The organism is Streptomyces melanosporofaciens (genome assembly GCF_900105695.1).
Lineage (GTDB): Bacteria > Actinomycetota > Actinomycetes > Streptomycetales > Streptomycetaceae > Streptomyces > Streptomyces antimycoticus.
The window spans coordinates 5,670,965-5,696,440 of record NZ_FNST01000002.1; the positions used below are offsets into that span (position 1 = coordinate 5,670,965).

Consider the following 25,476-nt stretch of genomic DNA (forward strand, 5'->3'; position numbering starts at 1 on the left):
GCGGAGGTCGCAGCGGTCCGTGCGCCGGGGCATGACCCGCCCCGACCAGGAGGCGAACCATGGCCGGCTCCATGAGCCAAGCCGCCCCGGGCGACGCGGACAGCGACAGCGAGGGAGACGGTCCGCCGCCGCACCACCGCCACAAGTGGCCGATCCTGGGGATCTGCTGCATCAGCCTGTTCATGGTGGGTCTCGACACCACCATCGTGAATCTCGCCCTGCCGTCCATCCAGAAGGATCTGGACGCCTCGTCCTCGGGACTGCAGTGGACGGTGGACTCCTACACCGTGGTGCTCGCCGGCCTGCTGATGCTCTCCGGCTCCATGGCCGACCGGTTCGGCAGGCGCCGGACCTTCCAGACCGGGCTGCTGCTGTTCAGCCTGGGGTCGCTGCTGTGCGGGCTCGCCACCGACACCGGTTCGCTCATCGCCTTCCGGATGGTGCAGGCCATGGGCGGGGCGATGCTCAACCCCGTCGCGGTCTCGATCATCGCCAACACCTTCACCGATCCCAAGGAGCGGGCCAGGGCGATCGGGCTGTGGGGTGCGGTCGCGGGGGTGAGCATCGCGCTGGGGCCCGTCGTCGGCGGTGCGCTGGTGGACTCGACCGGTTGGCAGGCCGTCTTCTGGGTCAACCTCCCGGTCGCCGCGCTCGCCCTCGTCCTCACCGCGCTGTTCGTCCCCGAGTCCAAGGCCCCGCGGCCGCGCCGGCTCGATCCGGTGGGACAGCTGCTGGTGATCGTGCTGTTCGCGACGCTCACGTACGGCATCATCGAGGGCCCGGTCCGGGGCTGGGGCTCGGCGCAGATCGTCGGCTGCTTCACGGTCGCGGCCATCGCGGCCGCCACCCTCATCCGCTATGAACTGCGCCGCGCCGAACCGCTGCTGGACGTCCGCTTCTTCCGCAGCCCCTCCTTCAGCGGCGCCATCGCCTCGGCGGTGTGCGGTTTCGCCGCGCTCGCCGGGTTCCTCTTCCTCAACGCCCTGTATCTGCAGGACGTACGGGACTTCTCCCCGCTGCACACCGGGCTGCTCACGCTGCCGATGGCGGCCATGACCCTGGTCTCCTCACCGCTCGCGGGCCGTATCGTCGGCGCCCGCGGCCCACGTATCCCCATGGTGATCGCCGGGGCCGGTACGGCGGGGTGCGGGCTGCTGCTGACCCAGGTGGGCGCGGACACCCCCATCTGGTACCTCGTGATCGCCTATGTGGCGTTCGGCATCGGCTTCGGCATGCTCGACGCCCCGCTGACCTACTCGGCGGTGTCCGGGATGCCGCGCTCCCAGGCGGGGGTGGCCGCCGCGGTCACCTCCACCGGCCGCCAGGTGGGGGCGGCCCTCGGCGTCGCCGTCCTCGGCTCGGTCTCCACCGCCCGGGTGCACGGTCCCTTCGCCTCCGGCTTCCCCGAGGCCAGCCATCTGGGCTGGGCGATCATGGCGGGCTGCGGTCTCGCCATCGTGACCCTGGGCCTCCTCACCACCGGCCCCCGGGCCCGGGGCCCGGCAGCCCCCAGCCCCGAACCGACCGCGGACCGTCCCACCGAGCGCGTGCCCTGATCCCTGCCAGGCGCCGCGCGCGTTCCTGCGCCGCGCCTGGCGTGCGGCGGCGCGTCCGTTCCGGGCCCCGGGTGCCCTGCAGCGGGCCCGTTGCGCACCTGCGGCGCCTGGCTCCGTTCCCGTTCCCGCGCCCCGCGGCACCGCGGGTCGGCGGGGTGGACCGGGATGCCGGGCGAAAGGGGATTTGCGGCGGTCGCTCCCTTCACCTCGATGACATCGTCTGGCAGCCGGTATGCCACCTGCCGTCGCTGAGACATGATTCGATGAACGCATGATCGATGAATTTCTCGCCGGTGATCTCGGCGCGGTGGAGGAGGCGATCCGCACGGCGGTCGCCGACAAGGTCATGCCGCGCTACCGGCAGCTCGCCGCCCACGAGATCGTGGAGAAGAACGGTCCGCACGACCTGGTGACCATCGCCGACCGGCAGACCGAGGAGCATCTGACCGACGCCCTCACCAAGCTGCTGCCCGGCTCCGTGGTGGTGGGCGAGGAGGCGGTGCACGCCGATCCGGCCGTGCTCACCGCCCTCGGTGGCGACGCGCCCGTATGGATCGTCGACCCGGTCGACGGCACCCGGCAGTTCGTCCACGGCGACCCCGGCTTCGCGACGCTGGTCGCCCTCGCCCACGGCGAAGAGCTCCTCGCGTCCTGGACCTACGCGCCGGTGTTCGACCAGATGGCCATCGCCCGCCGTGGCGGGGGCGCCCTGCTGAACGGCGAGCCGATCCACTGCGGCTCCCCGGAGCCCGGCGCGGTCCTCCACGTCGCCGTCTCCCACTACGACTTCACCACCGACGCGGAGAAGCGCGCCCTGTCCGGCCTGCAGGTGCCGGGAGTTGAGGTGCGCCCCTGCGGTTCGGCCGGTCTGGAATATCTGAACGTGGCCCGGGGGCTGCTCGACGCCGTCGCCTTCACCTGGGAGAACGCCTGGGACCACGCCGCCGGTCTGCTGCTGGTCGGCGAGGCGGGCGGGGCACATGCCACGCTCGACGGCAAGCCGTTCCGGATCAGCGGGGGCAATGCCCTTCCTTTCACGGCGGCCAGGGACGAGGCGGCCGTTGCGCATATCCTGGGCTTGCTGGCCGCCGCCGGCTGATCGTTCCACTGATTCCTCAAGGACGAGGGGGCCGAGGTGCCGTCCATGCTCGACGCGGTCGTTGTGGGTGCCGGGCCGAACGGGCTGACCGCGGCCGTCGAACTCGCCCGCCGCGGCTGTGCGGTGGAGATCTTCGAGGCCGCGGACACCATCGGCGGGGGCTCCCGCACCGAAGAGCTGACCCTTCCCGGCTTCCGGCACGACCCCTGTTCCGCCGTGCACCCGCTCGCCATCGGCTCCCCGGCCTTCGACCGGATGCCGCTCGCCCGGCACGGCCTGGAGTGGCTCCACCCCGAACTGCCGCTGGCCCACCCCTTCCCGGACGGCTCGGCCGCGGTGCTGGCCCGCTCGGTCGGCGAGACCGCCAGGTCGCTCGGCCCGCGCGACGCCGGTACCTACCGCCGGCTGCTCGCGCCCTATCTGGGCAAATGGGCCACCCTCGCCCCCGATATGCTGCGCACCCCCTGGGACGGGGTGCCCCGTGACCCGATCACCTGGGCCCGCTTCGGGCTGCACGCGCTGCAGCCGGTCTCGCTGCTCGCCGGGCCGCTGCGCTTCCGTGACGAGAAGGCGCGCGCCCTGTTCACCGGGCTGGCCGGGCATGCCATCGCGCCGACCAGCGCGCTGGCCACCGGCGGACCCGCCCTGATCTTCGCCGTCGCGGCCCATGAGGTCGGCTGGCCGATTCCGCGCGGCGGGTCCCAGTCGATCGTGGACGCGCTGGGGGCGTATCTGCGCGAGAACGGCGGGACGATCCACGTCTCCACCGAGGTCAAGCGGCTCGACGAGCTGCCGCCCGCCCGCGCGTACATCTTCGACACCTCGCCGCGCGCCCTGGCCCGTATCGCCGGTCTCGGCAACGCCTACCGCCGCTACCGCTACGGGGCCAGCGCCTTCAAGGTCGACTACGCGCTCTGCGGCCCGGTGCCGTGGACCGCGCCCGAGGCCCGGCGCGCGGGCACCGTCCATGTCGGCCCCACCTCGGGCGAGATCGGCGCGGCGCTGCGGGCCGCGGTCGAGGGGCGCGACCCCTCCGTCCCGTTCCTGATCACCTCTCAGCCGACCCTGCTCGACCCCTCACGGGCCCCGGAGGGCCAGCACACCTTCTGGGCGTACGGCCATGTGCCCAGCGGGTGGAAGGGCGACGCCACGGAGGTGATCGAGCGTCAGATCGAGCGCTTCGCCCCCGGTTTCCGCGATCTGGTCCTGGCCCGTGCGGTGGCCGGACCGCCCGAACTCGCCGCGCGCAACGCCAACTACATCGACGGCGACATCGCCTGCGGTGCCTTCGAGGGCATCCAGGCGGCCATACGGCCCAAGCTCGCCCGCGTCCCGTACGCCACCGCCCACCCGGCGGTCTTCCTGTGCTCCTCCGCCACCCCACCGGGGCCCGGCGTCCACGGCATGTCGGGGCACCATGCGGCGCGGGCGGTGTGGCGGAGGCTGCGGGCGCGGTAGGGCCCTGGAGCCCTGGGCCCGGAAAGCCCCGGGAGGGGGCAGCGGCCGCGTCAGTGCGGGATCGTGTCGATGACCTCGCGGGCGCCCTGCCGCAGCAGCGCCACCGCGACCGACGTCCCCAGGGTGGCCGGGTCCAGCGGGCCCGCCCACTCGTGGGCGTCCAGCACCGTCTTGCCGTCCGGGCTGAAGACCCGGGCGCGCAGCGAGAGCCGGCCGTCGCGCTCGGCCTTGGCGTAGCCCGCGATGGGGGAGTTGCAGTGCCCCTGCAGCACATGGAGCAGCATCCGCTCCGCGCTGATTTCCTTCCAGACGTCGGCGTCGCCGAGCCCGGCCACCGCCTCGATCGTCTCGGTATCGTCCTCGCGGCACTGCAGCCCCAGCACCCCGGCCCCGATCGGCGGGCACATGGTGTCCACCGGCAGGATCTCGCTGATCCGGTCCGTACGGCCGATCCGCTCCAGCCCCGAGACGGCCAGCATCAGCGCGTCGCACTCGCCCGCGTCCAGCTTCTCCAGCCGGCGGTTGGCGTTGCCGCGCATCGGCACGCACTCCAGCTCCGGGTGGGTGATGGCCAGCTGGGCGATGCGGCGGACCGAGGAGGTGCCGATCCGGGCCCCCGCGGGCATCTCGTCGAGGGTCAGCCCCTCGGGGTGGATCACGGCGTCACGGATGTCGTCCCGCTTGAGGTAGGCCGCGAAGACCGTGCCCGCGGGCAGCGGGCGGTCGGCGGGCACGTCCTTGATGCAGTGCACCGCGAGGTCAGCCTCGCTCGCCAGCAGCGCGGCGTCCACCTCCTTGGTGAACGCCCCCTTCCCGCCCAGCTTCGACAGATCGCCCATCCAGCGGTCCCCGGAGGTGGTGACCGGCACGACCTCCGTACGGATGCCCGGCCGCAGCGCGGCCAGCTCGGCGCGGACCCGCTCGACCTGGGCGAGGGCCATGGGGGAGGAGCGGGAGACGATGCGGATCAAATCGGCGGACATGGCGTAGAGGATAGGCCCTCCGCGGCCCGCTCAATCCCCGGCCCCGGGGTAGCCCTCGGCGACCAGTGCCGCGATGTCGAGGTAGGCGTCGAGGGTCCTGGGCGCCAGTCGCTGGAGGTCGATCTCGCCCGGAGCTGCCAGATGCTGGTCGTATGGCACGACGACCACGCCGCGGCAGCGGACCCGGAAGCCCACCGCGAGGCGCTCGGGGTCTGCCAGCGGGTATTCGCGATGTGTGTTGAGCACCACAATGGCGCGCTGCACGAGGTCCCCGCGTCCGCCCTGGATCAGCCGGTCCAGGGTCGTGTGCGCGCTCCTCATGCGTTCCACGGAGGGGCTGGTGACGATGATCAGCTGGTCGGTGAGGTCGAGGAGCTCGGGCACGAAGTCGCGGAGCCCACCGGTGTCCGAAGCGGACAGGATGACCGGATAGCGCCGGCGCAGAGCGGCGATGACAGCGCGGTATTCGCGGTTGTTCACCTCGGGTGTGCGGTCCCGCAGAATGAACGGGCGCGGGTCGCCGACGAGGACCTCGAGCCCACTGGGCGTCTGAGAGGTGAAGCGCCGGACGGAGCTGAAGTCGCTGTTGTCGGTGTCGAGGACGGCCCGGACCACATCCTGGATGGTCGCCTCGCTCTCACGCTGAACGCGACGGCCGAGGGCGTCCCCGCCGGGGATCGCGTCGAGTGCGATGACCTTGCCCCGGTGCGCGCTCGCGAGGACATCGCCGAGCGCGATGGCCGTGGTGGTGCGACCGGCCCCTACCGCACGGCTGATGACCGCGAGGTGGCAGCTCTCGGTGCGGGGGAGGCGCACCTGCTCCAGCAGATGCCCCATGGCGGCCTCGGGGCCGCTCCCGCCGCGCTGGAACAGGGACCGCAGGGCTCGGGTGAACGAGGGCCCGGACCGCTTCGGCGACGGCTCGGGAGTGGCCGTGGGGGCGGTCGTGGGGGCGGGCCCGGGGTCCGCCGGGGACTCGGGCTCGGCATCATCCGACGTCTCGGCCGCCGGCTGAAGGGTGTCCGAGGTCTCGGCCTCGTACGACATCGGCATCTGCATCGGCATCTGCATCGACGTCGACGTCGACATGGTCGTCAGGCACTGGACGAAGACGTCCGCCACCCGCCCCGCCGACGGGCGCCTGCCCGGCCGGTCGTCCAGACAGGCGGAGATGGTCGAGAGCAGTTGGGGATTGCGCCACAGGTCCATGGTGCGGATGAGCTCACCGGTCGGCTGCGCGTCGCTCAGATCGCGGAGGATCTGGCCCAGGGCGTAGACGCTGTCCGCGGCGGTGGGAGCTCCCGGGAGGCGGTCGCCGATGCTCGCGTCGCTCCAGCCGATCAGTTTCACCGTGCTGTCGGTGACGAGCACGGTGTCCGCCGTCAGGGGCCCGGGCACGACGCCCTTGAGCGAGCACATGTTCACCGCTTCGGCGATGCGGAGGCCGATGGTGGCGGCCCGCTCGGCGTCCAACCGGGGCGAGCCGTCGGGCCTTCGGCCCATGAGCGAGGACAGCGGTGGGGCCGGTGAGCCATCGGGGAGCCGGACGCATTCCACCACGAGCCATGGAGCGTCGGAAGAGGAGGCGTCGACGAGGAGCCGGGGGGCGTAGTGCCCGGACATCCGCCGCAGCGCCTCCGCCTCGGTCCGCAGTCGCCGCCCGATGCCCTGGGCGGTGCCGCCGGGGGCGTGGCGTATCACCACGTCGTTCGACGCGCCCGGCCGATGGGCCAGATAGACGCCGTAGCCCCGACTGCCGCCCAGCCTGCGGTAGGCCCGATACCCGTCGAGAGACGGCAGGCCGCTCTCGGGCTCCGGGCGGGAGGCGCGAGCGGAGTCGGGCGGCGTCGGCGATGGTGGGGTCGTCAGCACATCCCCACCGCACACATCGCAGAAGCGGTCGTCCGGGGCCGGCGGGCTGCCGCACTGCGCGCAGACGATGGGCCGCTCGGTCCGGGGGTGTCGGGCGCGGGGCTCCGGTGTCCCGGCGTCCGGCCGGAAGTCGGTGAGGAGCTCCCAGACCTGTGCGGCCGTGGGGCGGCCCTGCCTCTCCAGGCATGCCATCACGATGTCCCGGACCGGCTGCCACGCGGCGCCGCTCCAGCGCGGCATGTCATAGGTGTCCCGGCCGTGCGTATACATCAGCCCCCCGCCGCCGAGGCACAGCAGGATGTCGCCCAGGTCTCCGACGTTGTCCTCGGGAGTGGGCCGGTGGTGCCCGAGGGACGACGGGGACGGGGCGCCGTCGATGCAGGCCGAGGACCAGCCGGTCACGAAGATGTCCTCACCGACGACATGCACGGTGTGGACGGTGAGGTCGCCGTGCGCCATCCCCTCGGCCGCGCACACCCGCACCGCGTCCGCGATCCGCCGGGCGAACGCGAGGGCGGTGTGCCCGTCCCATCGATCGGCGTCCTCGAAAAGGACATCGTGCAGCCGCTGGCCGAGGAACGCTTCTTCGGACACCCATGGAACGTCCTCGTCCAGCCCCGCACGCAGCAGCCGGGGCGCATGGCGCCCGTCCATCCGGCGCAGTGCTTCGGCCTGTACCCCGAGCAAGGCCGCGGCCTGCGGCGCGGGAAGCCCGGGAAGGACGGTGACGACGGCCTCCTCGCCGTAGGCGTCCCGGCCCAGATAGGGGACGACGCGCGCGCCCCAGGGCCCGGCCCTCCGCAGCCGGTACGGACCGATCACCCGCGGGTCGCGGGGTTCCAGACGGCGCCACTGCACCGCCGCCGTCGGGGTCGTGAACACCGACGGCTGCGGCGGTGCCCCCAGCCGGGCCGCCAAGCGTTGCTCCACCGCCGTGAAGGGGCGGGCACCGGGCGGGAGTCGGTCGCTGCCGGCAGTGTGGGCCAGCCAGGCCGGGAAGTCGGGGGAGCGGCCCGCCAGTTGCTCGAGACGGCGGCCGATCAGCTTGCTGGTCGCGACCAGTTCGGACAGCGGCACCGCGCCCAGCAGGGCCCGCTGCGCCGCGTCGGCGAAGGCGAAGGGACGGTGTTCGGGCGGCAGCGGGTCCGGTCCCGCCGAGGCGGGCGGTGCGACGGGGCGCATCAGGCCGCCCAGGAACACCTCGGCGAGACGTCCGGTGTCCGTCCGGCCGTCCACCGCCTTCTGCACCATCCGCATCACCGGCACCGGCAGCGGGGCCACGGCGGCCAGATGGGCCGCCAGCCGGTAGGCCTCCGGGGACGCCGCGTCCCGGAAGCGCTGGACACGGCTCAGCTCATCGGCCGGTGCCGGAGCGGCGGCCGGGCTGGGGACGGTGGCGGCCGGGGCGGGGCGGGGGCCGCCGCGCCCCGGATCCAGCAGCGGCAGAACGGCCGTACCGCTCGCCGAGGCGATCAGCCGGGCCCAGTCGGCGAGCGGCCCGGCGTCCGGTTCCAGCACCGGCACCGGCACCCCCTCGAAACGCGCCAGGGCGGCGGGCAGCACCGGATCCGCGACCGTCCAGTCCGTATTGGCCGAGCCCGGTCTGCGGGTCCGCACCTGCCGGCGCCGCGCCCGGATCCCGGAGCCCTCCCACAGCCGGGGCGGCAGCGCGTGCACCACCGCCGTCGGGCCGACCCCCGCCCAGCGCGCCAGCACTTGCCCCATCCGCCCGTCGCGCCACGCGGCTCCCACCCCGTCGCTCACCACGAGCACCAGCGTGTGCCCGGAGGGATCCGAGAGCGCCGTCGTGGCGAGCCTGGGCGCGTCCGGGGCGTAGGGCCGGGCGCGCAGCGCGGGGGCGCCGGTGCCGCGCGTGTGCAGCCCGAGGACGCGTACGACGCGGAACGCGCCCGAGCGCTGCAGGACGGTGCGCAGCTCGACGGCGAGCCGCCGCCACAGCAGCATCGACATCCCGTCGTCGATGACGAGCGCGAGATCGAGCCAGCGCTCACGGGCGGGGCGGGTCACCACGTCCGGCAGACCGGTCTCGGCGAGTGCCGTGGCGGTGGCCGCCTCGTCGAACTCCCGCTTGAGCGGATTGGGGCGGTGCTGTTTCAGCGGGCGCAGGGCACGGCCGATGGACAGCTCCCGGCGCAGCGCCTTGTCCTCGGGTACGCGCAGCGGCAGTGCGCGCCGCGCGTCCAGCGCCCCTTCCGTATCGGGGCCCTGGCTTCCGCCGTACAGGCCGCGCAGCCGCTGATCGCCACGGGGGCGGGGGCGGGGCTGGTCCGGCGGATCGTCCGGGTGCGCCTCGGCGGGGCCGGACGGCTGGGCGCCGGGTGCGGCGTGATCTGCCTGAGGGGGGAGAGGGGCGGGCGTGGCCGGTTGGGCGGTCGGCTCGGGGGTCCGGTGGGCGGGCGTGGCGGGGGAGACCGGGGCGGTGGAGGAGCGGGTGGGTACGGTGGGCAGCGCCGCCCCGCCGCGTGTCGCCGCGCGGGCCAGGGGCGCCCGCTCCGCATCGTCCTCGGGCAGCCGGCCGGCCAGCCAGAGCGCGTCGAGCAGCTCCTCCCTGGAGAGTTCGAGACCGCTGGAGGCGAGGAGCGCGATGGCCTCATCGAGCCGCCCCAACCGCTCTGCGCCGCCCTGCCCCGCGCCGCTCGGCACAGCGCCACCCCCGCTCATGCGTCGTTACACCGCCCCGCCCAGCCGGTGCAGCACCGCTTCCAGAAGCCCGTCCGCCGTCACGTCCATGCCGCCCGCCCGCAGGAACACGGCGTTCAGCAACTGATCGGTCGCCAGCTCGCGGGCCGCGCGCCGACGGAGAAAGGCGTCCAGCAACTGATCGACCTCCTCCAGCGCGTCGTCCCCCAGATGCGCGGTGACGATCGCCCGCAGCCGCCCCTCGTCGGGGGTGGGCAGCTCCAACCGTACGCAGCGGCGCAGGAAGGCGGGCGGGAAGTCGCGCTCACCGTTGCTGGTGATCACCACGACCGGGAACTCCTCGCACACCAGCCGGCCCCGACGCACCGTGGCCCGCTCGCCCGCCCGTGCGGTGAGCACCTCCACCACCGACTGGCCCTCCGGCAGCCGGGCCAGCTCGGGAATCTCGAACTCGCCCTCCTCGAAGACGGTCAGCAGGTCGTTCGGCAGGTCGACATCGCCCTTGTCGAGTTCGTCGACGAGCAGCACCCGGGGGCGTTCGTCCGGCACCAGCGCGGTGCCCAGCGGCCCGAGCCGTACGAAGCTGCCGATGTCGGGCTCGGTCTCGCCACGGTCGCGCGTCAGGGCCGTCTCGCGCAGCCGCCCGATCGCGTCGTAGCGGTAGAGCGCGTCCTGCACGGTGGAACGGCTGTTGACCGGCCAGCGCAGCACCTCGCCCAGCCCCATCTCATGCGCGACCGCCCGCGCGAGCGAGGACTTGCCGGTCCCCGGACTGCCGGTGACGAGCAGTGGGCGCCGGAGGTGGAGGGCGGCGTTGACCACGTCGGCGTGTTCGGGCGAGATGAGATACGGCGCCGGGCCCGCGGAACCGGAAGCGGACGGCGCCTGCTCCCCGTCTCCGCTGGGGACCGTCTGCTCCCCGCCGCCGAAGCGGCGCCACGGCGGGGCGGGTGGCATCTCCACGCGCCGGGGCACGCCATCCCCCCGGAACAGCCGCCAGTCGTGCCGTTCCCGTGGATTCATCGGGGAACCTCCCTTTCGGCCCGCCTCAGCGGACATCGCGCGCCTCCTGCCGTCATCACGCCCCGCCGTCCCCGCCCAGCACCGCCATCGCGTCCCACCGTCACTCGGTCGGGTCCGCGAGGTCCAGCCGTGGCAGCTCCCGCCCGGCGTCGGCCCAGGCGAGCACCGGCCGCCCGCTGTACTCCTCGGGTCTCTGCAGGGTTTTCGTGCGGTAGGTCCGTACGGCTTCGGGCAGTTCACGGGCGCTCACCCCCGCCGCGTGGCGCACGGCCGGGGATCCCTCCTCCCCGCTCCGGTCCCACAGCACCACCGGAATGCCCGCGGCGAGACACATCTGCACCACACCGGTGCGCCGGTGGGCCGCCACATCGATGGTGACGCGGGCGGTGAGCCGCTCCATGACCAGCCCGCACACCGCCTCCGGGTCCGGGGCCGTGGCGTCGTCGATGTGCACGGGCTCCTCGGCGTCCAGCCGGACCCAGCGCTCCCGCCACTGGTCGAGCATCGTGCCGCCGTTCAGCTCCCGCAGCTCGGGGCAGTTGACGACCAAGGGGTACGGAGTGCCGAGCCGCATGGGGAGCACCGCGCCCGGCCCGGCGGCCTTCCAGCGGTCGACGGGCACCTCCAGGGCGTCCCGGTCCACGATCAGTTCGATGACGGGCCGTGGCCCCGACGGGTCGGGGCGGCGCAGCGAGCCCACGGCGGCGAAGATCTCCTGGGCCACCTCCTCGGCGCCGCGCGGCCGTTCGCTGTCGTCCGACACCTGGCGCAGCCCGTCCCCGTCGTCGCACCACAGCCGCAGCCGGTACCGCTCCGGCTCCTCGCGCGCCGTCGCCGACGTGCCGCCCGATGGGGCCCCGTAGGGGTCCAGCTTCGCCACGACGCGGGGCGCGGAATCCCGGGAGGCGCTCTGGGCCCACTGCTCGGCCTCGAGGCGGCGTTCGGTCATGGCGGCGTCATGGACGCCGAGGCGGCGGGCGACCGCCGTGTTCCACCGCCGCAGAGCGATGCGCTGGTCCGTCGGACAGCACCCGGCGGCCACGAACTCCACGGCGCGCAGCAGGCCCGGCACGGCCATGACCCCGTCGTCGATCGGCGAGCTGTCGCCGTGCAGCCCCTCCAGATGGGCGATCAGAGCCTCGAACCGCCCGCCGGGGCCGGCGCCGTTCCTGTCCTCATCACCGTGGCCGCCCTCGCTGCCGTCGTGGCCGGTGAGCAGCGCCGCGGGCAGGGCCGCCAGCGGCAGCGCCGCCCGTACGGCCCCGGGGACACCGGCCGCGGCGCCCGTGGGCAGTGCGCGCAGCAGGACCAGCAGCCGCCCGTGCTCACCCGGCGAGAGCAGCTTGGGCAGACCGCAACGCCGTCCGATGGCGAGCAGGTCGTCGGCCACCGTGCCGGCCGTGCCGCGCACCGCCTCCACCAGCGCGGGCAGCGCACGCCCCCGGGTGAGCAGCAGATGGGCGAACTCGTCGGCGGAGGGCACGCCGTCCGCGCGATGGCCGAGGCCGCACTGCCGGGCGACCGTCCGGCAGGAGCGTAGCCAGCCCTCGGACAGCGGCAGCGGCCCGTCCAGCAGGGAGACCAGCTCCGCGTAGCCCGGGTGGTCGCGTACGTCCTCCTCGGGCTGGCGGGGCAGCAGATGGCCCGCCCCGGCGTCGTGCAGCTCCCGCGCCACGCGCTGCCAGGGGATCCCCCAGGCGCGGCGCAGCGTCCCCTGGATGCGGAGCTTGGCCGTCACGAGCCCGACGACGGCGCCCTCCTCGTTGGACCACAACGGGCCGCCGCTGTAGGCGGGTTCGATGTCCAGGGCCCGCTCGGCGCCGTCGAAGTAGCCGAACCGCCCGTCACATTCGCTCACTTCGGCATCGGCGAAGACCCCTGGCTCACCGCTGCCGTGCCAGGCCCGTACGAGCTGCCGCTGGGCCATCGGGTGCCAGCGCGGCGGCTCGATCGCCGGCGGCAGAGTGGCCGATAGCCGCAGTACGGCGAGGTCGCCGTTCCACTCGAAGGCGCCCAGGCCGCCGTCGTCGGTCCGGGGCGGTATCCATACCGCCAGCTCGGCCTCGGCCTCGACGGTGTGCTCCGGTCCGTGGAGCCGTACGGGAACGGCGATCGGGCCCGGGTGATCCGGGGCCAGCCGGTCCTTTCCGAGGGCGCTGTTGACGACATGAGCGCAGGTCAGCAGATGGCGGCGGGGCAGCAGGACGCCCGCGCCCGCCGGTCTTCCGTCGGCCTTGGCGAGAATGGATACGGCGGGCCGTGACAGGGACCCGTGTGCGTGGAACCACCCCATGGTCAGGCCGAGGAGCCGGGCCGGGACGGCTGCGGCGGCTGTGGCATCTGCGGCGGCACGGTCGGCTCGGGCTGCTCCGACGGCCTCCAGGTGGCCGAGAGCGTCAAGTTGGCGTTCCCATTGGCCCCCACGATGCCGAGTTTGAGGTCCTGGCCGATCTGCACCCCGAACTGCACGGTGAACTCCTGCGGCGGATGGGGAGTCGTGCGGACGGCGTCGTGCACCTCCTCCAGCACCTGTCCCAGCCCTTGGAGGATGACGCTCAGACCGGCGTTGGCGAGGGCGGCCGCGGCCTGCGCACCGCGCCCCACCGGGGTCACGCCACCGACGCCGCCGTACGCGTCCTCGAGGGAGGCGTCCCCCACGGGAGCCAGTTCCAGCCGTACGGTGGTGCCGTTCGCCAGGGGTATCTCACGGTGTTCCGTCACATTCCTCATCATGCCGATCATCAGGCCCCCGGTCTGCCCCTTCGCACCAAACACCGCCGGAACGGGGAGGTGGCGCGGGGCGCCGCGGGCGGGCGTGGCCCGGTGAGGTCAATGTCGGATTCCCGCGAGAACGCACCCGCCCGCTGACGGATGCTGGACCCATGCACACCGACACCGACCGCTGCCTCCGCGCCGCCCAGGCGAAGGACGCCCGCTTCGACGGGTGGTTCTTCGTCGCCGTCGTGACCACCGGGATCTACTGCCGGCCGAGCTGTCCGGTCGTCGCGCCCAAGGCCGAGAACATGCGGTTCCACCCCAGCGCCGCGGCCGCCCAGCAGGCGGGCTTCCGGGCCTGCAAGCGGTGCCGTCCGGACGCCAGCCCCGGGTCGCCGCAGTGGAACGAGCGCGCCGACCTCGTCGCGCGGGCCATGCGACTGATCGCCGACGGCGTGGTGGACCGGGACGGGGTGCCGGGCCTGGCGGCCCGGCTGGGATACAGCACCCGGCAGGTCGAGCGGCAGCTGCTCGCCGAGCTCGGCGCGGGCCCGCTCGCGCTGGCCAGGGCGCAGCGGGCGCAGACCGCCCGGCTGCTCATCGAGACCAGCGCGCTGCCGATGGCGGACATCGCCTTCGCGGCCGGGTTCGCCAGCGTCCGCGCGTTCAACGAGACCGTACGGGAGGTCTTCGCGCTCTCCCCGACCGAGCTGCGGCAGCGGGCCGGCCGCGGGCCGCGGGCCGGCGTGCCCGGGGCGCTCACGCTGCGGCTGCCGTTCCGGGCGCCGCTGTGCCCGGACAACCTCTTCGGGCATCTGGCCGCCACCGCCGTCCCCGGGGTCGAGGAGTGGCGCGACGGCGCCTACCGGCGGACGCTGCGGCTGCCGTACGGGCCCGGGGTGGTCACCCTGAGCCCGCGGCCGGACCACATCGCCTGCCAGCTCTCCCTGGCCGACCTCCGCGACCTGGCCGGGGCGATCAGCCGCTGCCGGCGGCTGCTGGACCTCGACGCGGACCCGGCCGCCGTGGACGACCTGCTGCGGACGGACCTTATGCTGGCCCCGCTGGTCGACAAGGCCCCGGGGCGGCGGGTGCCGCGCGCGGTGGACGCGGACGAGTTCGCGGTGCGCGCCGTGCTCGGCCAGCAGGTGTCCACGGCGGCCGCCCGCACCCACGCCGGGCGCCTGGTGGCGGCGCACGGCGAACCGGTGGAGGACCCGGCGGGCGGCCTGACCCACCTCTTCCCGTCCGTCCAGGCCCTCGCCGGGCTGGACCCCGAGACGCTGGCCATGCCCCGCACCCGCCGCGCCACCCTCACCGGGCTGGTCGGCGCGCTCGCCGAGGGCCGGGTCGCACTCGGCGTCGGCAGCGACTGGGACGATGCCCGCGCGGCCCTGGGCACGCTGCCGGGGCTCGGCCCCTGGACCGTCGAGGTGATCGCGATGCGCGCCCTCGGCGACCCGGACGCCTTCGTCCCGACCGACCTCGGGGTGCGGCGCGCCGCCGCCGAACTGGGGCTGCCCGCCACGCCCGGCGCCCTCACCCGCCACTCGACGCGCTGGCGCCCCTGGCGCGCGTACGCCGTCCAGTACCTCTGGGCAACGGACGCCGCCCACGCCATCAACCGCCTGCCCGCGGCCTGACCGTTTGCGGGCAATCGTCCCGCAGGGGGCACCCCCAGCGGTAGCTGGGGGAGGCACGGGTGGGCACAAACGGCCACCGGCTCGCACCCGGCAACGAAACGGCAGCCCGTTACCGGGGAAGCCGCCCAACCCGCACCCGCACCCGCACCCGAGAGGATTTCGTGAATCGCACCCACACCGTCGTCGACAGCCCCTACGGCCCGCTCACCCTCGTGGCCACCGGCCCGGAGCTGTCCGGCCTCTACATGGTCGAGCAGCGCCACCGTCCGCCCGAGGAGACCTTCGGCGCGCCCGGCGACCGCGACGACGCGCCCTTCGCCGAGACCGTCCGCCAGCTCGCGGCCTACTTCGAGGGCGAGTTGACCGCGTTCGACCTGCCGCTGCACCTGGACGGCACGCCCTTCCAGCGCCGCGTCTGGGCCGAGCTGCGGCGCATCCCGTACGGCGAGACGTGGTCGTACGGGCAGCTGGCCGACCACATCGGGCAGCCGACCGCGTCCCGTGCCGTGGGCCTGGCCAACGGCAAGAACCCGGTCGGCATCATCGTCCCCTGCCACCGCGTCGTCGGCTCCAGCGGCAGCCTCACCGGCTACGGCGGCGGCCTGGACCGCAAGCGGCGGCTGCTGGAGTTCGAGGCACGGCAGCAACTGCCCGGCCTCTTCTGAAGCCGAAGTCAGTGATCAGCCGAAGCCGAAGTCAGTGATCAGCCCGCGGCGATGCGGTCCAGCAGGGCGGGCAGAGCCGTACTGATGGGCTCGCGGACGACCTCGTCCGCGAGCTCGTCGTACGGCGTCGGCTCGGCGTTGACGATGATCAGCCGGGCGCCGTGCTCGGCGGCCAGCCCGGCGAGCGAGGCCGCGGGCTGGACCTGGAGGCTGGTGCCGACCGCGATGAAGATCTCGCACGCCTGCGCCACCGCGACCGCTTCGGTCAGCACCTCCGGATCGAGGCTCTCCCCGAACATCACCGTGGCCGACTTCAGGATCCCGCCGCAGTCCCCGCACGTCGGATCCGGCTCACCCGCCGCGACCCGCTCCAGCGCCTCCTCCATCCCGGAGCGCGCCTCGCAGTGGGTGCACAGCACGGCCCGCGCGGTGCCGTGCAGTTCGAGCACCTTGCGCGCGGGCATCCCGGCGATCTGGTGCAGCCCGTCCACGTTCTGGGTGATCACCCGCACCGGCACCCCCGAGCGCTCCAGCCGGGTGACGGCCTCGTGCGCACCGTTGGGCCGGGCGCGCAGCGTCTCGCTGTCGCGCCGCATCTGCCAGGAGCGGCGCCGGATCTCCGGGTCGGTCATGTAGTACTCGTACGTCACGAGCTTCTCGGCCTCGGGGTCGCGCCGCCAAAGCCCCTGCGGGCCGCGGTAGTCGGGGATCCCGGAGTCGGTGGAGATGCCCGCCCCGCTCAGGATCGCCACCAGTGGCCGGTGCGTTGTCTCGCTGCTCATGCGGCGAGCGTACGCACGCCGCGCGGCCGACGGCGAGCGGCTTTCCCCTGACGGGTAAAGTCCGCCCGGCACCGGGACGGAAGCGGCGGACGGGGAGAGTGGGGGAATGGCGCGTTTCCTGTGGCTGACCGGCCACGACGCACAGGAGGACGAACCGCGGGAAGGGCATGCCCAGGAGGGCCAGGCGCAGGAAACGCAGGCCCTGGAGACCCCTGCCCCGGAGGCCCACGCCCCGGAGAGCCACGCCCAGGACGGCGGCGTCCCCTGGGCGATACGGATGTCCGACGGCCCCGCCCACCGGGGCCGCACCAGCCGCCCACTGGCCTTCCCCGAGCGGTGGAACCCACCCGGCGGCGGCCTCCCCGAATACCGTGCCGCCCGTAAGGAGGGCACCCGCGCGTTCACCCTCTGGGCAGACCCCCATCGCGGGCAGGTGTTCGCGCAGGTGGTGACCAAGTCGGCCACCAAGGGCGGCCCGGCGGCCTATGAAGTCCTGGGCGCCGCCGGTGAACCCCTGGCCCTCGTCACCCGCCGCCCGGCGATGAAGGGCGGCCTCCGCACCCGCTGGACCGTCCAGCAGACCGGCTCCCGGCCCGCCGTCGGCTTCAAGGGGCGGCCGATCTGGTGGGGCGTGTGGTGGCTGTCCCTGCCCCTCCAACTGCTGATCGTGATCGGCAGCATCCTCAACGGCGGCGGCGACCCCGCCCGTACCCCGCGCCGCACCCGATGGCGGCTGGACCGCCGTATCGTCCTCGACTTCCACAGCGGCCCCGGAGCCGCCTTCGAGCTCACGGCCGTGGCGGACTGGTGGGACGACCGTGTGGCCGCCTCCCTGGTCGCCCTCCTCGACAGCCACGGCGGCTGGCTGGGCAGTCAGTGGGACACCGCCGAGCGCTGACGCCGGGGGAGGCGGGGGCGAGCGGGCCCGGTTTCGTTCGCTACGTCACCGGGGCGGCGTGACAGCCGACTTCAGATAGTCCTCCAGGCGCACCGCGGGCCGGCCGAGCAGTTCGGCGAGCGTGGGGTCGACCGGTGCGAAGTCGCCCCGGCGGCTTGCGGCGAAGAGGCCGATGAGCATGTCGGCCGCCGACTCGGGCGCGCCATGGGTGACCAACTGGGCGCGATAGTCGTCGTCGGAGACGACCACGCGGCGGATCGGGCGGCCCGTCACCCGCGTGAGGATCTCCGCGATACCGGCCATGTCGATCACCTCGGGCCCGGTGAGCGCGGGGCTCAGGCCGTCCAGTACCTCGCCGGTGAGGGCGAGGACCGCCGCGTCGGCGAGGTCGGCATGGGCGGTCCAGGCGACCGGGCCGTCCTCGGGCACGGCCAGGACGCCCGTTTCGAGCGAGGCCCTGACCAACTCCAGGGCCGATGAGGCGTAGAAGCCGTTGCGCAGCGAGGTGAAGGGGACACCGGACCGCCGCAGCGCCTCCTCGGTGGCGGCGTGGTCGGGCATCGGGTGGAAGGGGGAGGACGGGTTCGCGCCCATGTGACTCGTGTAGAGGATCCGCTTGGCCCCGGCCGCCGCCGCGGCGTCGATGGCCGCGCGGTGGCCTCGGACGGCGGCCTCGCCCGTGGTGCCCGTCGAGACGATCAGGACCTGCGAGGCGCCCTCGAAGGCGTGGGGGAGGGTTTCCGGGTCGTCGAAGTCGCCCCGGCGGACGCGTATGCCCTGCGCGCCGAGGTCCCGTGCCACCTCCACGTCGCGCACGCTGACGCCGATCTCCCCGGCCGGGACGCGCTTCAGTAGCCGCTCGGCGACCATCCGGCCGAGCTGGCCGTTGGCTCCGGTAACGATGATCATGGCGATCTCCCCTCGCTGTTTCCAGTGATATCGCCGACAACGTATCATCGGAAACGAATGACCGCTAACGCGATTCTGTTATCGTCGGAAGCATGGAGAGCGAGGACGTCATCACGGCGGACGGGAGCCGCGACGGGACCGAGGACGCGCACCGCGACCACGACGCGAACCGCGAGCACGACGCGAACCGCGAGCACGACGCGAACCGCGAGCACGACGCGAACCGCGATCGAGATGGCAACCGCGACCGCGACCGCGACGGCAACCGCGACCGCATCGTCGTGGCCGCCGCCCGGCTGCTGTCCGAAGGCGGGCCCGACGCCGTCTCGACCCGGGCGGTGAGCTCCGCCGCCGGGGTCCAGCCGCCGACCATCTACCGGCTCTTCGGCGACAAGCAGGGCCTGCTCGACGCGGTCGTCGCCCACGGCTTCACCGAGTACCTGAGCAGCAAGACCGCCGAGAAACCCACCGAGGACCCGGTCGAGGACCTGCGCGCCGGCTGGGATCTGCACATCGGCCTCGGCCTGGCCAACCCGGCGCTGTACTCGCTGATGTACGGCGGGCACCGCCCCGGGGTGTCCTCGCCGGCCTCCGTCGCCGCCTTCGAGATGCTCGCCCGGCTCATCCGGCGCATCGCCGAGGCGGGACGGCTCGCCATCCCCGAGGAGCGCGCGGCGGCCCTCGTCCACGCGGCGGGCTGCGGTACGACTCTGACGCTCATCGCCACGCCCGAGGACCGCCGCGATCCGGAGCTGTCCCGCACCGCCCGTGAGGCGGCCATCGCGGCGATCACCACGGACGTCCCCGCCGCCGCCGAACCCGGCCCCGTCGCGGCCGCCGTCACCCTCCGCGCCGCCCTGCCCCGGACCGACGCCCTGACCGCGTCCGAACGCGGCCTCCTGCGGGAGTGGCTCGACCGGATCGCCGATCCGGCCCGCTGATCACCGCCTCCCCGCCCTGGGCCCTGTCCGGCGGATCTTCGCGGGCCCGCGACGCCTGGCACGGTGCCCCAGGCGCCCCGGCTACCGCTGGGAGGTGGCCTCGTGCCCGACGCCGCGGACGCCGCGGGTACCGCGGGCACCGCGGTGTCAGCTGCTGGTGTCACAGGGCGAAGATCCGACGGACAGGCCCTGGCGCCCCGCCGAGACCGCCAGCCGGTGGGTGCGGGCCGCAAGGTCGCTGATGCGGGCGCCGTCGAAGCCGAAGACGGCGCTGCGCACCCGGTCCTCCAGCGGCTCGGTCCACTGTGGCGGGATGGCCGCCGCGCCGCACAGCACCCCCGCGACCGACCCGGCCGTGGCGCCGTTGGAGTCGGTGTCCAGGCCGCCGCGGACCGTCAGGGCGATCGTCTTCGTGAAGTCGCCGGCGCCGTAGAGCAGCCCGGCCGTGAGAACGGCGGCGTTGGGGACCACATGGATCCAGGGCAGCCCTGCGGTCTCCCGCTCCAGCTGGGCGAGCGCGTCCGCCCACGCCACGCCCGCGTCGTGCAGGGACGCGGCCCGGCGCACCGTACGGGCCAGTCGGCAGCGCGGCGGGATCCGGTCCAGGGCGCTCGCGACGGCGGCGCGCGGGCCGTCCGCCGTGAACGCGGCCGCGATCAGCGCGGCCGCCCACATCGCCCCGTACACCCCGTTGCCGGTGTGGGAGAGGACGGCGTCCCGGCGGGCCATCGCGGCGGCCCGCTGCGGATCGCCGGGGTTGACCCAGCCGTGGACGTCGGCGCGGATCAGGGCGCCGATCCACTCCTGGTAGGGGTTGTCGAGGGTCGCGCTGAGCGGCGGCTTCACCCCGGCCGTGAGGTTGCGGTAGGCGACCCGCTCGGCGGTGAAGGTCTGCAGATACGGCAGTCGCAGCAGCCACACCTCGCCGACCTGCTCGGTGGTGAAGCCGGGGCCGTGGGTCTCCAGCAGGTGCAGGCCGAGGACGGAGTAGTCCACGTCGTCGTCGCGGCAGCTGCCGTGGATCCGGCCGCGGACGCAGCTCTGCCACTCGGGGCGCAGCGCGAACTCCACCGGGTCGGGCGGCGGCTCCAGCGCGGGGAGGTAGTCGGTCAGCGGCAGGGCGTCGGCGCGGCGCAGATACCGGTCGATGCGGTCGCGGGTCCAGTGGTCGCCGTTTTCGATGGGCTTGCCGAGCATGTTCCCGGCGATCCGGCCGAGCCAGCCGCCGTGGATCCGGTCCGCGAGTGCGCTCCCGCTGAGGGCCATGGGTCAGGTGTACCCATATGAGGTGGGTGTACCGGTGAGCCGGCGCCGGATAGGGTCACAGCGGCGCGACCGCCTGTGCGAATGCGAGGAGTTACGAAGGTGACGGACGCTTCGACGGAGACTTCGGGCGCTACGGGCGCTTCGAAGGCAGAGGCCGCGACAGAGACCCAGACCCAGACAGAGACCGAGACCCAGACAGAGACCAAGACGTGGGCGGAGGGGCAGGCGACGCCTCCGAAGCGCGTGCTGATCGCCGCGGACAAGTTCAAGGGCTCGCTCACGGCGGTGGAGGTCGCCGAGCGCGTCACGGCGGGGCTGCGCCGCGGCGCGCCCCAGCGCGGCGAGGGGCTGCGGATCGCGGCGCTGCCCGTCGCCGACGGCGGGGACGGCACGGTGGACGCGGCGGTCGCGGCCGGGTTCGAACGGCGCGAGGCGCGGGTCACCGGGCCGCTGGGTGCGCCGGTGACGGCGGCGTACGCGCTGCGCGGGACCACGGCCGTGGTGGAGATGGCCGAGGCGTCCGGGCTGCGCCATCTGCCGGACGGGGTGTTCGCCCCGCTCACGGCGACCACGTACGGCAGCGGCGAGCTGCTGCGCGCGGCGCTCGACGCGGGCGCCCGCACGATCGTCTTCGGCGTCGGCGGCAGCGCCACGACGGACGGCGGCGCGGGGATGCTCAGCGCGCTCGGCGCGCGCTTCCTGCGCGAGGACGGTACCCCCGTGGGGCCGGGCGGGGGCCCGCTGCGCGACCTCGCCACGGCCGATCTGTCCGGCCTCGACCCGCGCCTGGCCGACACCGAGACCGTCCTGGCCAGCGATGTCGACAACCCCCTGACCGGCCCGAAGGGCGCGGCGGCGGTCTACGGCCCGCAGAAGGGCGCGGGCGAGGACGATGTGGCGGCCCTGGACGCCGCCCTCGCCCACTACGTACGCGTCCTGGAGCGCGCGGTCGGGGCCTCGGCCGCCGAGTACGCCCTCGCGCCCGGCGCGGGCGCGGCGGGCGGCATCGGCTTCGGCGCCCTCGTCGGCCTGGGCGCGGCCTTCCGCCCCGGCATCGAGGTGATGCTCGACGTCCTCGGCTTCCCCGCCGCGCTGGAGGGCGCGGACCTGGTGATCACGGGGGAGGGCTCGCTGGACGAGCAGACCCTGCACGGCAAGGCCCCGGCGGGCGTCGCGGCGGCGGCCCGGGCGCGGGGCATCGAGGTGGTCGCGGTCTGCGGCCGCCTGGCCCTCGCCCCGGTGGCCCTGGGCAACGCGGGCATCCGCCGCGCCTACCCCCTCACCGACCTGGAACCGGACCCGGCCCGCTGCATCGCCGAAGCCGGCCCCCTCCTGGAACGCGCAGCAGAACGCCTGGCGGCAGACTTCCTGACCTGACGCCGCACGGGGCCGCTGGGGCCATTCCCACCCCACCCCACCCCGAACCGGGGGAAGCCCCCGGACCCCAGCGGGACTGCGCCGGGCCGCGCCACCGGGCCGCGCCCGGCCCACCCGGCCTCGTCGTGCCTCAAGCTCCCGCCGCGGAGCGCAACGCACCGGGAACGGCGAATGGGGTGGGCCCGAGCGCGATGCTCGGGCCCACCCCATTCGGCAGGCGCGGCCGAAGGCCGCTACGGCAGCTGTGCTGCCCTCGCCTCGCGGCGGTTGTCGCGGAAGGCGTTCACCCGGCGGGCCGTGGCGAAGAGGGGGATCACCGCGCCCATGACGACCTGCAGGGCGCAGGCCGACTGGAGCAGCAGCTCGCCGCCGGGGGCCTCGAAGGCCCAGGCCGCCAGCAGCGCCATGCTGGTGACGATCCAGCCGAGCATGGCCACCGCGAGCCGGCCGCGCGGCTTGGGGTACTCCACCCGGCTCACCATCAGCCAGGCGACGCCGATGATCGCGAGCAGCGTCGGCACGAACGGCAGGCCCAGCAGGACCACCGAGACCACCGTCAGCGCGCCGAAGGGGCTCGGCATGCCCTGGAAGACTCCGTCACGCAGCGTGACGCAGGAGAATCTGGCAAGCCGTAGCACCACCGCCAGCAGCACCACGATCGCGCCCACCACCGAGACCCGCTGATACGCGTCGTCGGAGACCATGCCCCAGACGAGGACGAAGTACGCGGGGGCCAGCCCGAAGCTGATCAGGTCGGAGAGGTTGTCCAGCTCCGCGCCCATCGCCGAGCTGCGCAGCTTCCGCGCGACCAGTCCGTCGAAGAGGTCGAAGACGGAGGCGAGCAGCATCAGCATCACGGCGGATGCCGCGCTGTGCCGGGTCATCCCGCCGTCCTCGCTGCCCGTCAGGTGCGGGATGAGGACGCCGGTGGTGGTGAAGTAGACCGCCAGGAAGCCACAGGTGGCGTTGCCCAGGGTCAGCGTGTCGGCTATCGACAGTCGCGTCGACAGCGGCATGTCGTCCGTCTCGTCGACGGCGTCCACCTCGGCCTCGGGGACCCAGGCGGCCTGTGTGTCGGGATCAATCACGGTCAAGGCGTGTCACCCCCGCGGTGGTGGCCTGGCCGACCTCGACCGCGACATCGACACCCTCGGGAAGGTAGATGTCGACCCGCGAGCCGAAGCGGATGAGACCGATCCGCTCACCCTGCTCGACCTTCGTGCCCTGTGGCACATAGGGCACGATACGCCGGGCGACCGCACCGGCGATCTGGACCATCTCGATGTCGCCGAGCTCGGTGTCGAAGTGCCAGACGACCCGCTCGTTGTTCTCGCTCTCCTTGTTGAACGCGGGAACGAAGCCGCCGGGGATGTGCTCCACGGAGGTCACGGTGCCGGCCAGCGGGGCGCGGTTGACGTGAACATTGAGCGGGCTCATGAAGATGGCGACGCGGGTGCGCCCGTCCTTCCACGGCATGATGCTCTGCACCACACCGTCGGCCGGGGAGATCACACGGCCTTGCGTGATCTCTCTCTCGGGGTCGCGGAAGAACCACAGCATGCCCGCCGCGAGCGCGGTGGCGGGCACGGCGACCGCCGCCCAGCGTCCGGAGCGGCGGGCCCGAGCGAGACTGACCGCCGCGGTGGCGACGGTCGGGAGGAGCCACGGCGATGCTCCGCGCGCGAGGCGTACACCGAACGGGCTGTCGCGTTGTGCAGAGGATTGGCTGTGGGGCATGGATGACCTTCGTAGCGGAGGATGCCGCGACGCAAGACTGGGGACGGCGGCTTTCCCGGATGGTATCGGTTGCGAGCGGTAACTGGGCAAGCGCCGGGGCCTGTCGGTGGCTGGTCAGTGACCGAAGACCCGTGGCGCGGTGTGACCTTCTTCTCTCGGATACCACCCCAAAAGGGACGTTCAGTCTTGGGTTCGGTATTCCTCCAGGAGCCTCCGTCCAATAATCATTTTCTGAATCTCAGCGGTACCTTCGCCGATGAGAAGCATCGGTGCCTCCCGGTAGAGGCGCTCGATCTCGTATTCCTTGGAGAAGCCGTACCCGCCGTGGATGCGGAAGGCGTCCTCCACGACCTCTTTGCAGTACTCCGACGCGAGGTACTTGGCCATTCCCGCCTCGAGGTCGTTGCGTGCGCCGGAATCCTTCTTCCGGGCCGCATTGACCATCATCGCATGGGCCGCCTCGACCTTTGTTCCCATTTCGGCCAGTTTGAACTGGATGGCCTGGTGCTGTGCGATCGGCTTGCCGAAGGTATGCCGCTGCTGCGCGTATGCAACGCCCAGCTCGAAAGCGCGCTGCGCCACACCACAGCCGCGGGCGGCGACATTCACCCGGCCGACCTCGACCCCGTCCATCATTTGGTAAAAACCTCGGTTCGGCATCCCGCCGAGCACCCGATCGGCCGGAATGCGCAGTCCGTCCATGATGAGCTCGGTGGTGTCGACCCCCTTGTAGCCCATCTTGTCGATCTTGCCGGGGATGGTCAGACCGGGCCGGACCTCGCCGAAGCCCGGCTCCTTCTCGATCAGGAAGGTGGTCATCGCCTTGTGCGGCGCGACCCCCTCCTGGGCGTCACCGGTCCGGCACAGAACCGCCACCAGAGTGGAGGTGCCGCCGTTGGTCAGCCACATCTTCTGCCCGTTCAGGACGTACTCGTCGCCGTCCTGAACTGCCTTGCTGGTGATGGCCGACACATCCGAGCCCAGCCCCGGCTCCGACATCGAGAAGGCGCCCCGGATCTCGCCCAGCGCCATCTTGGGAAGGAAATACTCCTTCTGTTCCTCGGTGCCGTGCTGCTTGAGCATGTAGGCCACGATGAAGTGGGTGTTGATGATGCCCGAGACGCTCATCCAGCCGCGTGCGATCTCCTCCACGCACAGCGCGTAAGTGAGCAGTGACTCACCCAGGCCGCCGTATTCCTCCGGGATCATCAGCCCGAAGACGCCGAGCTCCTTCAGCCCCTCGACGATCGCGGTCGGATATTCATCGCGATGTTCCAGTTCCGTCGCGACCGGCAGGATCTCCTTGTCGACAAAATCCCTGACCGTGGAGAGGATCTCCCGCTGGATGTCGGTCAGGCCCTCGGTCTGCGCCAGGCGGCTCATATCACTGCTCTCCCAGCTCCGGGCGGCCCGGCTGCTCGCCGCCCCGCTCCTTGATGTACGTGGCGGTCGGCACCATCACCTTGCGCCGGAAGATGCAGACCAGGGTGCCGTCCTGCTTGTAGCCCTTGGTCTCCACCTGCACGATGCCCCGGTCCGTCTTGGACTTCGACGGCGTCTTGTCGAGGACCGTCGTCTCGCCGTAGATCGTGTCGCCGTGGAAGGTGGGTGCGACATGCCGTAGCGACTCGACCTCCAGATTGGCGATGGCCTTTCCGGAGACATCGGGGACGGACATCCCCAGGAGCAGTGAGTAGATGTAGTTCCCGACCACCACGTTCTTGCCGAAATCGGTCGTCTTCTCGGCGTAGTTGCTGTCCATGTGCAGCGGGTGGTGGTTCATGGTGAGCAGACAGAACAGGTGGTCGTCGTACTCGGTGACCGTCTTCCCCGGCCAGTGCCGGTAGACGTCGCCCACCGTGAACTCCTCATAGGTACGGCCGAACTGCAT

20 protein-coding genes are annotated in these 25,476 nt (G+C 73.2%); 8 read left to right on the top strand and 12 right to left on the bottom strand.

Going from position 1 to position 25,476, the window contains the following annotated elements:
* Window positions 1-59 precede the first annotated feature (59 nt).
* The 3 genes from BLV72_RS27375 to BLV72_RS27385 all read left to right on the top strand — a co-directional run bounded on the left by BLV72_RS27375 (window position 60) and on the right by BLV72_RS27385 (window position 4,113).
* Window positions 60-1,556, top strand: coding sequence for an MFS transporter (locus BLV72_RS27375; RefSeq protein WP_093465534.1), 1,497 nt, complete (start codon window positions 60-62; stop codon window positions 1,554-1,556).
* A 271-nt stretch (window positions 1,557-1,827) separates the two neighbouring features.
* Window positions 1,828-2,655, top strand: coding sequence for an inositol monophosphatase family protein (locus tag BLV72_RS27380; protein WP_093465536.1), 828 nt, complete (start codon window positions 1,828-1,830; stop codon window positions 2,653-2,655).
* Window positions 2,656-2,700: 45 nt separating this feature from the next.
* The gene (locus BLV72_RS27385) at window positions 2,701-4,113 is read left to right on the top strand and encodes a phytoene desaturase family protein (protein ID WP_208905745.1); all 1,413 of its coding nucleotides are present in this window, start codon (window positions 2,701-2,703) and stop codon (window positions 4,111-4,113) included.
* 50 nt (window positions 4,114-4,163) lie between these two features.
* On the opposite strand, the gene hemC is transcribed toward BLV72_RS27385, so the two are convergent.
* The 5 genes from hemC to BLV72_RS27410 all read right to left on the bottom strand — a co-directional run bounded on the left by hemC (window position 4,164) and on the right by BLV72_RS27410 (window position 13,382).
* A complete protein-coding gene (hemC, locus tag BLV72_RS27390; protein WP_093465539.1) occupies window positions 4,164-5,096 on the bottom strand; it encodes a hydroxymethylbilane synthase in 933 nt (310 codons plus the stop codon).
* 30 nt (window positions 5,097-5,126) lie between these two features.
* Window positions 5,127-9,632 carry an SAV_2336 N-terminal domain-related protein gene (locus tag BLV72_RS27395; RefSeq protein ID WP_244320988.1) on the bottom strand — a complete coding sequence of 1,502 codons (4,506 nt, stop codon included), beginning with the start codon at window positions 9,630-9,632 and terminating at the stop codon, window positions 5,127-5,129.
* A gap of 24 nt (window positions 9,633-9,656) precedes the next feature.
* The gene (locus BLV72_RS27400; protein ID WP_093465540.1) at window positions 9,657-10,688 is read right to left on the bottom strand and encodes an AAA family ATPase; all 1,032 of its coding nucleotides are present in this window, start codon (window positions 10,686-10,688) and stop codon (window positions 9,657-9,659) included.
* Window positions 10,689-10,752: 64 nt separating this feature from the next.
* Entirely contained in the window at window positions 10,753-12,945 is a 2,193-nt protein-coding gene (locus tag BLV72_RS27405) for a VMAP-C domain-containing protein (RefSeq protein ID WP_093465542.1), read from the bottom strand.
* Between the two features lie 2 nt (window positions 12,946-12,947).
* Window positions 12,948-13,382, bottom strand: a complete 435-nt coding sequence (locus BLV72_RS27410; protein ID WP_244320992.1) for a CU044_2847 family protein — start codon at window positions 13,380-13,382, stop codon at window positions 12,948-12,950.
* A gap of 152 nt (window positions 13,383-13,534) precedes the next feature.
* Here BLV72_RS27410 and BLV72_RS27415 point away from each other — a divergent pair, with 152 nt between their 5' ends.
* Both BLV72_RS27415 and BLV72_RS27420 read left to right on the top strand, forming a co-directional pair.
* Window positions 13,535-15,010, top strand: coding sequence for a DNA-3-methyladenine glycosylase 2 family protein (locus tag BLV72_RS27415; RefSeq protein ID WP_093465545.1), 1,476 nt, complete (start codon window positions 13,535-13,537; stop codon window positions 15,008-15,010).
* A 161-nt stretch (window positions 15,011-15,171) separates the two neighbouring features.
* The gene (locus BLV72_RS27420; protein ID WP_093465546.1) at window positions 15,172-15,675 is read left to right on the top strand and encodes a methylated-DNA--[protein]-cysteine S-methyltransferase; all 504 of its coding nucleotides are present in this window, start codon (window positions 15,172-15,174) and stop codon (window positions 15,673-15,675) included.
* Window positions 15,676-15,713: 38 nt separating this feature from the next.
* On the opposite strand, the gene BLV72_RS27425 is transcribed toward BLV72_RS27420, so the two are convergent.
* Window positions 15,714-16,457: an SIR2 family NAD-dependent protein deacylase gene (locus tag BLV72_RS27425; RefSeq protein ID WP_093465548.1), complete on the bottom strand. Its 744-nt coding sequence runs from the start codon at window positions 16,455-16,457 to the stop codon at window positions 15,714-15,716.
* A gap of 106 nt (window positions 16,458-16,563) precedes the next feature.
* On the opposite strand from BLV72_RS27425, the gene BLV72_RS27430 reads away from it, so the two are divergent.
* Window positions 16,564-17,355 carry a hypothetical protein gene (locus BLV72_RS27430; protein WP_244320993.1) on the top strand — a complete coding sequence of 264 codons (792 nt, stop codon included), beginning with the start codon at window positions 16,564-16,566 and terminating at the stop codon, window positions 17,353-17,355.
* Window positions 17,356-17,400: 45 nt separating this feature from the next.
* Here BLV72_RS27430 and BLV72_RS27435 read toward each other — a convergent pair whose 3' ends face one another.
* Window positions 17,401-18,264 carry an NAD(P)H-binding protein gene (locus BLV72_RS27435; protein ID WP_093465549.1) on the bottom strand — a complete coding sequence of 288 codons (864 nt, stop codon included), beginning with the start codon at window positions 18,262-18,264 and terminating at the stop codon, window positions 17,401-17,403.
* Window positions 18,265-18,356: 92 nt separating this feature from the next.
* Between BLV72_RS27435 and BLV72_RS27440 the strand changes: the two genes are divergently transcribed.
* Entirely contained in the window at window positions 18,357-19,205 is an 849-nt protein-coding gene (locus tag BLV72_RS27440) for a TetR/AcrR family transcriptional regulator (protein ID WP_093465551.1), read from the top strand.
* 147 nt (window positions 19,206-19,352) lie between these two features.
* Here the strand turns inward: BLV72_RS27440 and BLV72_RS27445 are convergent, their stop codons facing one another.
* A complete protein-coding gene (locus BLV72_RS27445) occupies window positions 19,353-20,471 on the bottom strand; it encodes an ADP-ribosylglycohydrolase family protein (RefSeq protein ID WP_093465552.1) in 1,119 nt (372 codons plus the stop codon).
* A gap of 243 nt (window positions 20,472-20,714) precedes the next feature.
* Here BLV72_RS27445 and BLV72_RS27450 point away from each other — a divergent pair, with 243 nt between their 5' ends.
* Window positions 20,715-21,848 carry a glycerate kinase gene (locus BLV72_RS27450; RefSeq protein ID WP_093465553.1) on the top strand — a complete coding sequence of 378 codons (1,134 nt, stop codon included), beginning with the start codon at window positions 20,715-20,717 and terminating at the stop codon, window positions 21,846-21,848.
* Window positions 21,849-22,081: 233 nt separating this feature from the next.
* Here the strand turns inward: BLV72_RS27450 and pssA are convergent, their stop codons facing one another.
* The 4 genes from pssA to BLV72_RS27470 form a co-directional block, all read right to left on the bottom strand.
* Window positions 22,082-22,942 (bottom strand): CDP-diacylglycerol--serine O-phosphatidyltransferase, encoded by an 861-nt coding sequence (gene pssA / locus BLV72_RS27455; protein WP_185929962.1) that lies wholly within the window; start codon window positions 22,940-22,942, stop codon window positions 22,082-22,084.
* Window positions 22,929-23,585: a phosphatidylserine decarboxylase gene (locus BLV72_RS27460; RefSeq protein ID WP_059141911.1), complete on the bottom strand. Its 657-nt coding sequence runs from the start codon at window positions 23,583-23,585 to the stop codon at window positions 22,929-22,931. The genes pssA and BLV72_RS27460 overlap by 14 nt, the downstream gene beginning before the upstream one ends.
* A 180-nt stretch (window positions 23,586-23,765) precedes the next feature.
* Entirely contained in the window at window positions 23,766-24,968 is a 1,203-nt protein-coding gene (locus tag BLV72_RS27465; protein ID WP_093465554.1) for an acyl-CoA dehydrogenase family protein, read from the bottom strand.
* A gap of 1 nt (window position 24,969) precedes the next feature.
* Window positions 24,970-25,476, bottom strand: a complete 507-nt coding sequence (locus BLV72_RS27470) for a MaoC family dehydratase (protein ID WP_014055723.1) — start codon at window positions 25,474-25,476, stop codon at window positions 24,970-24,972.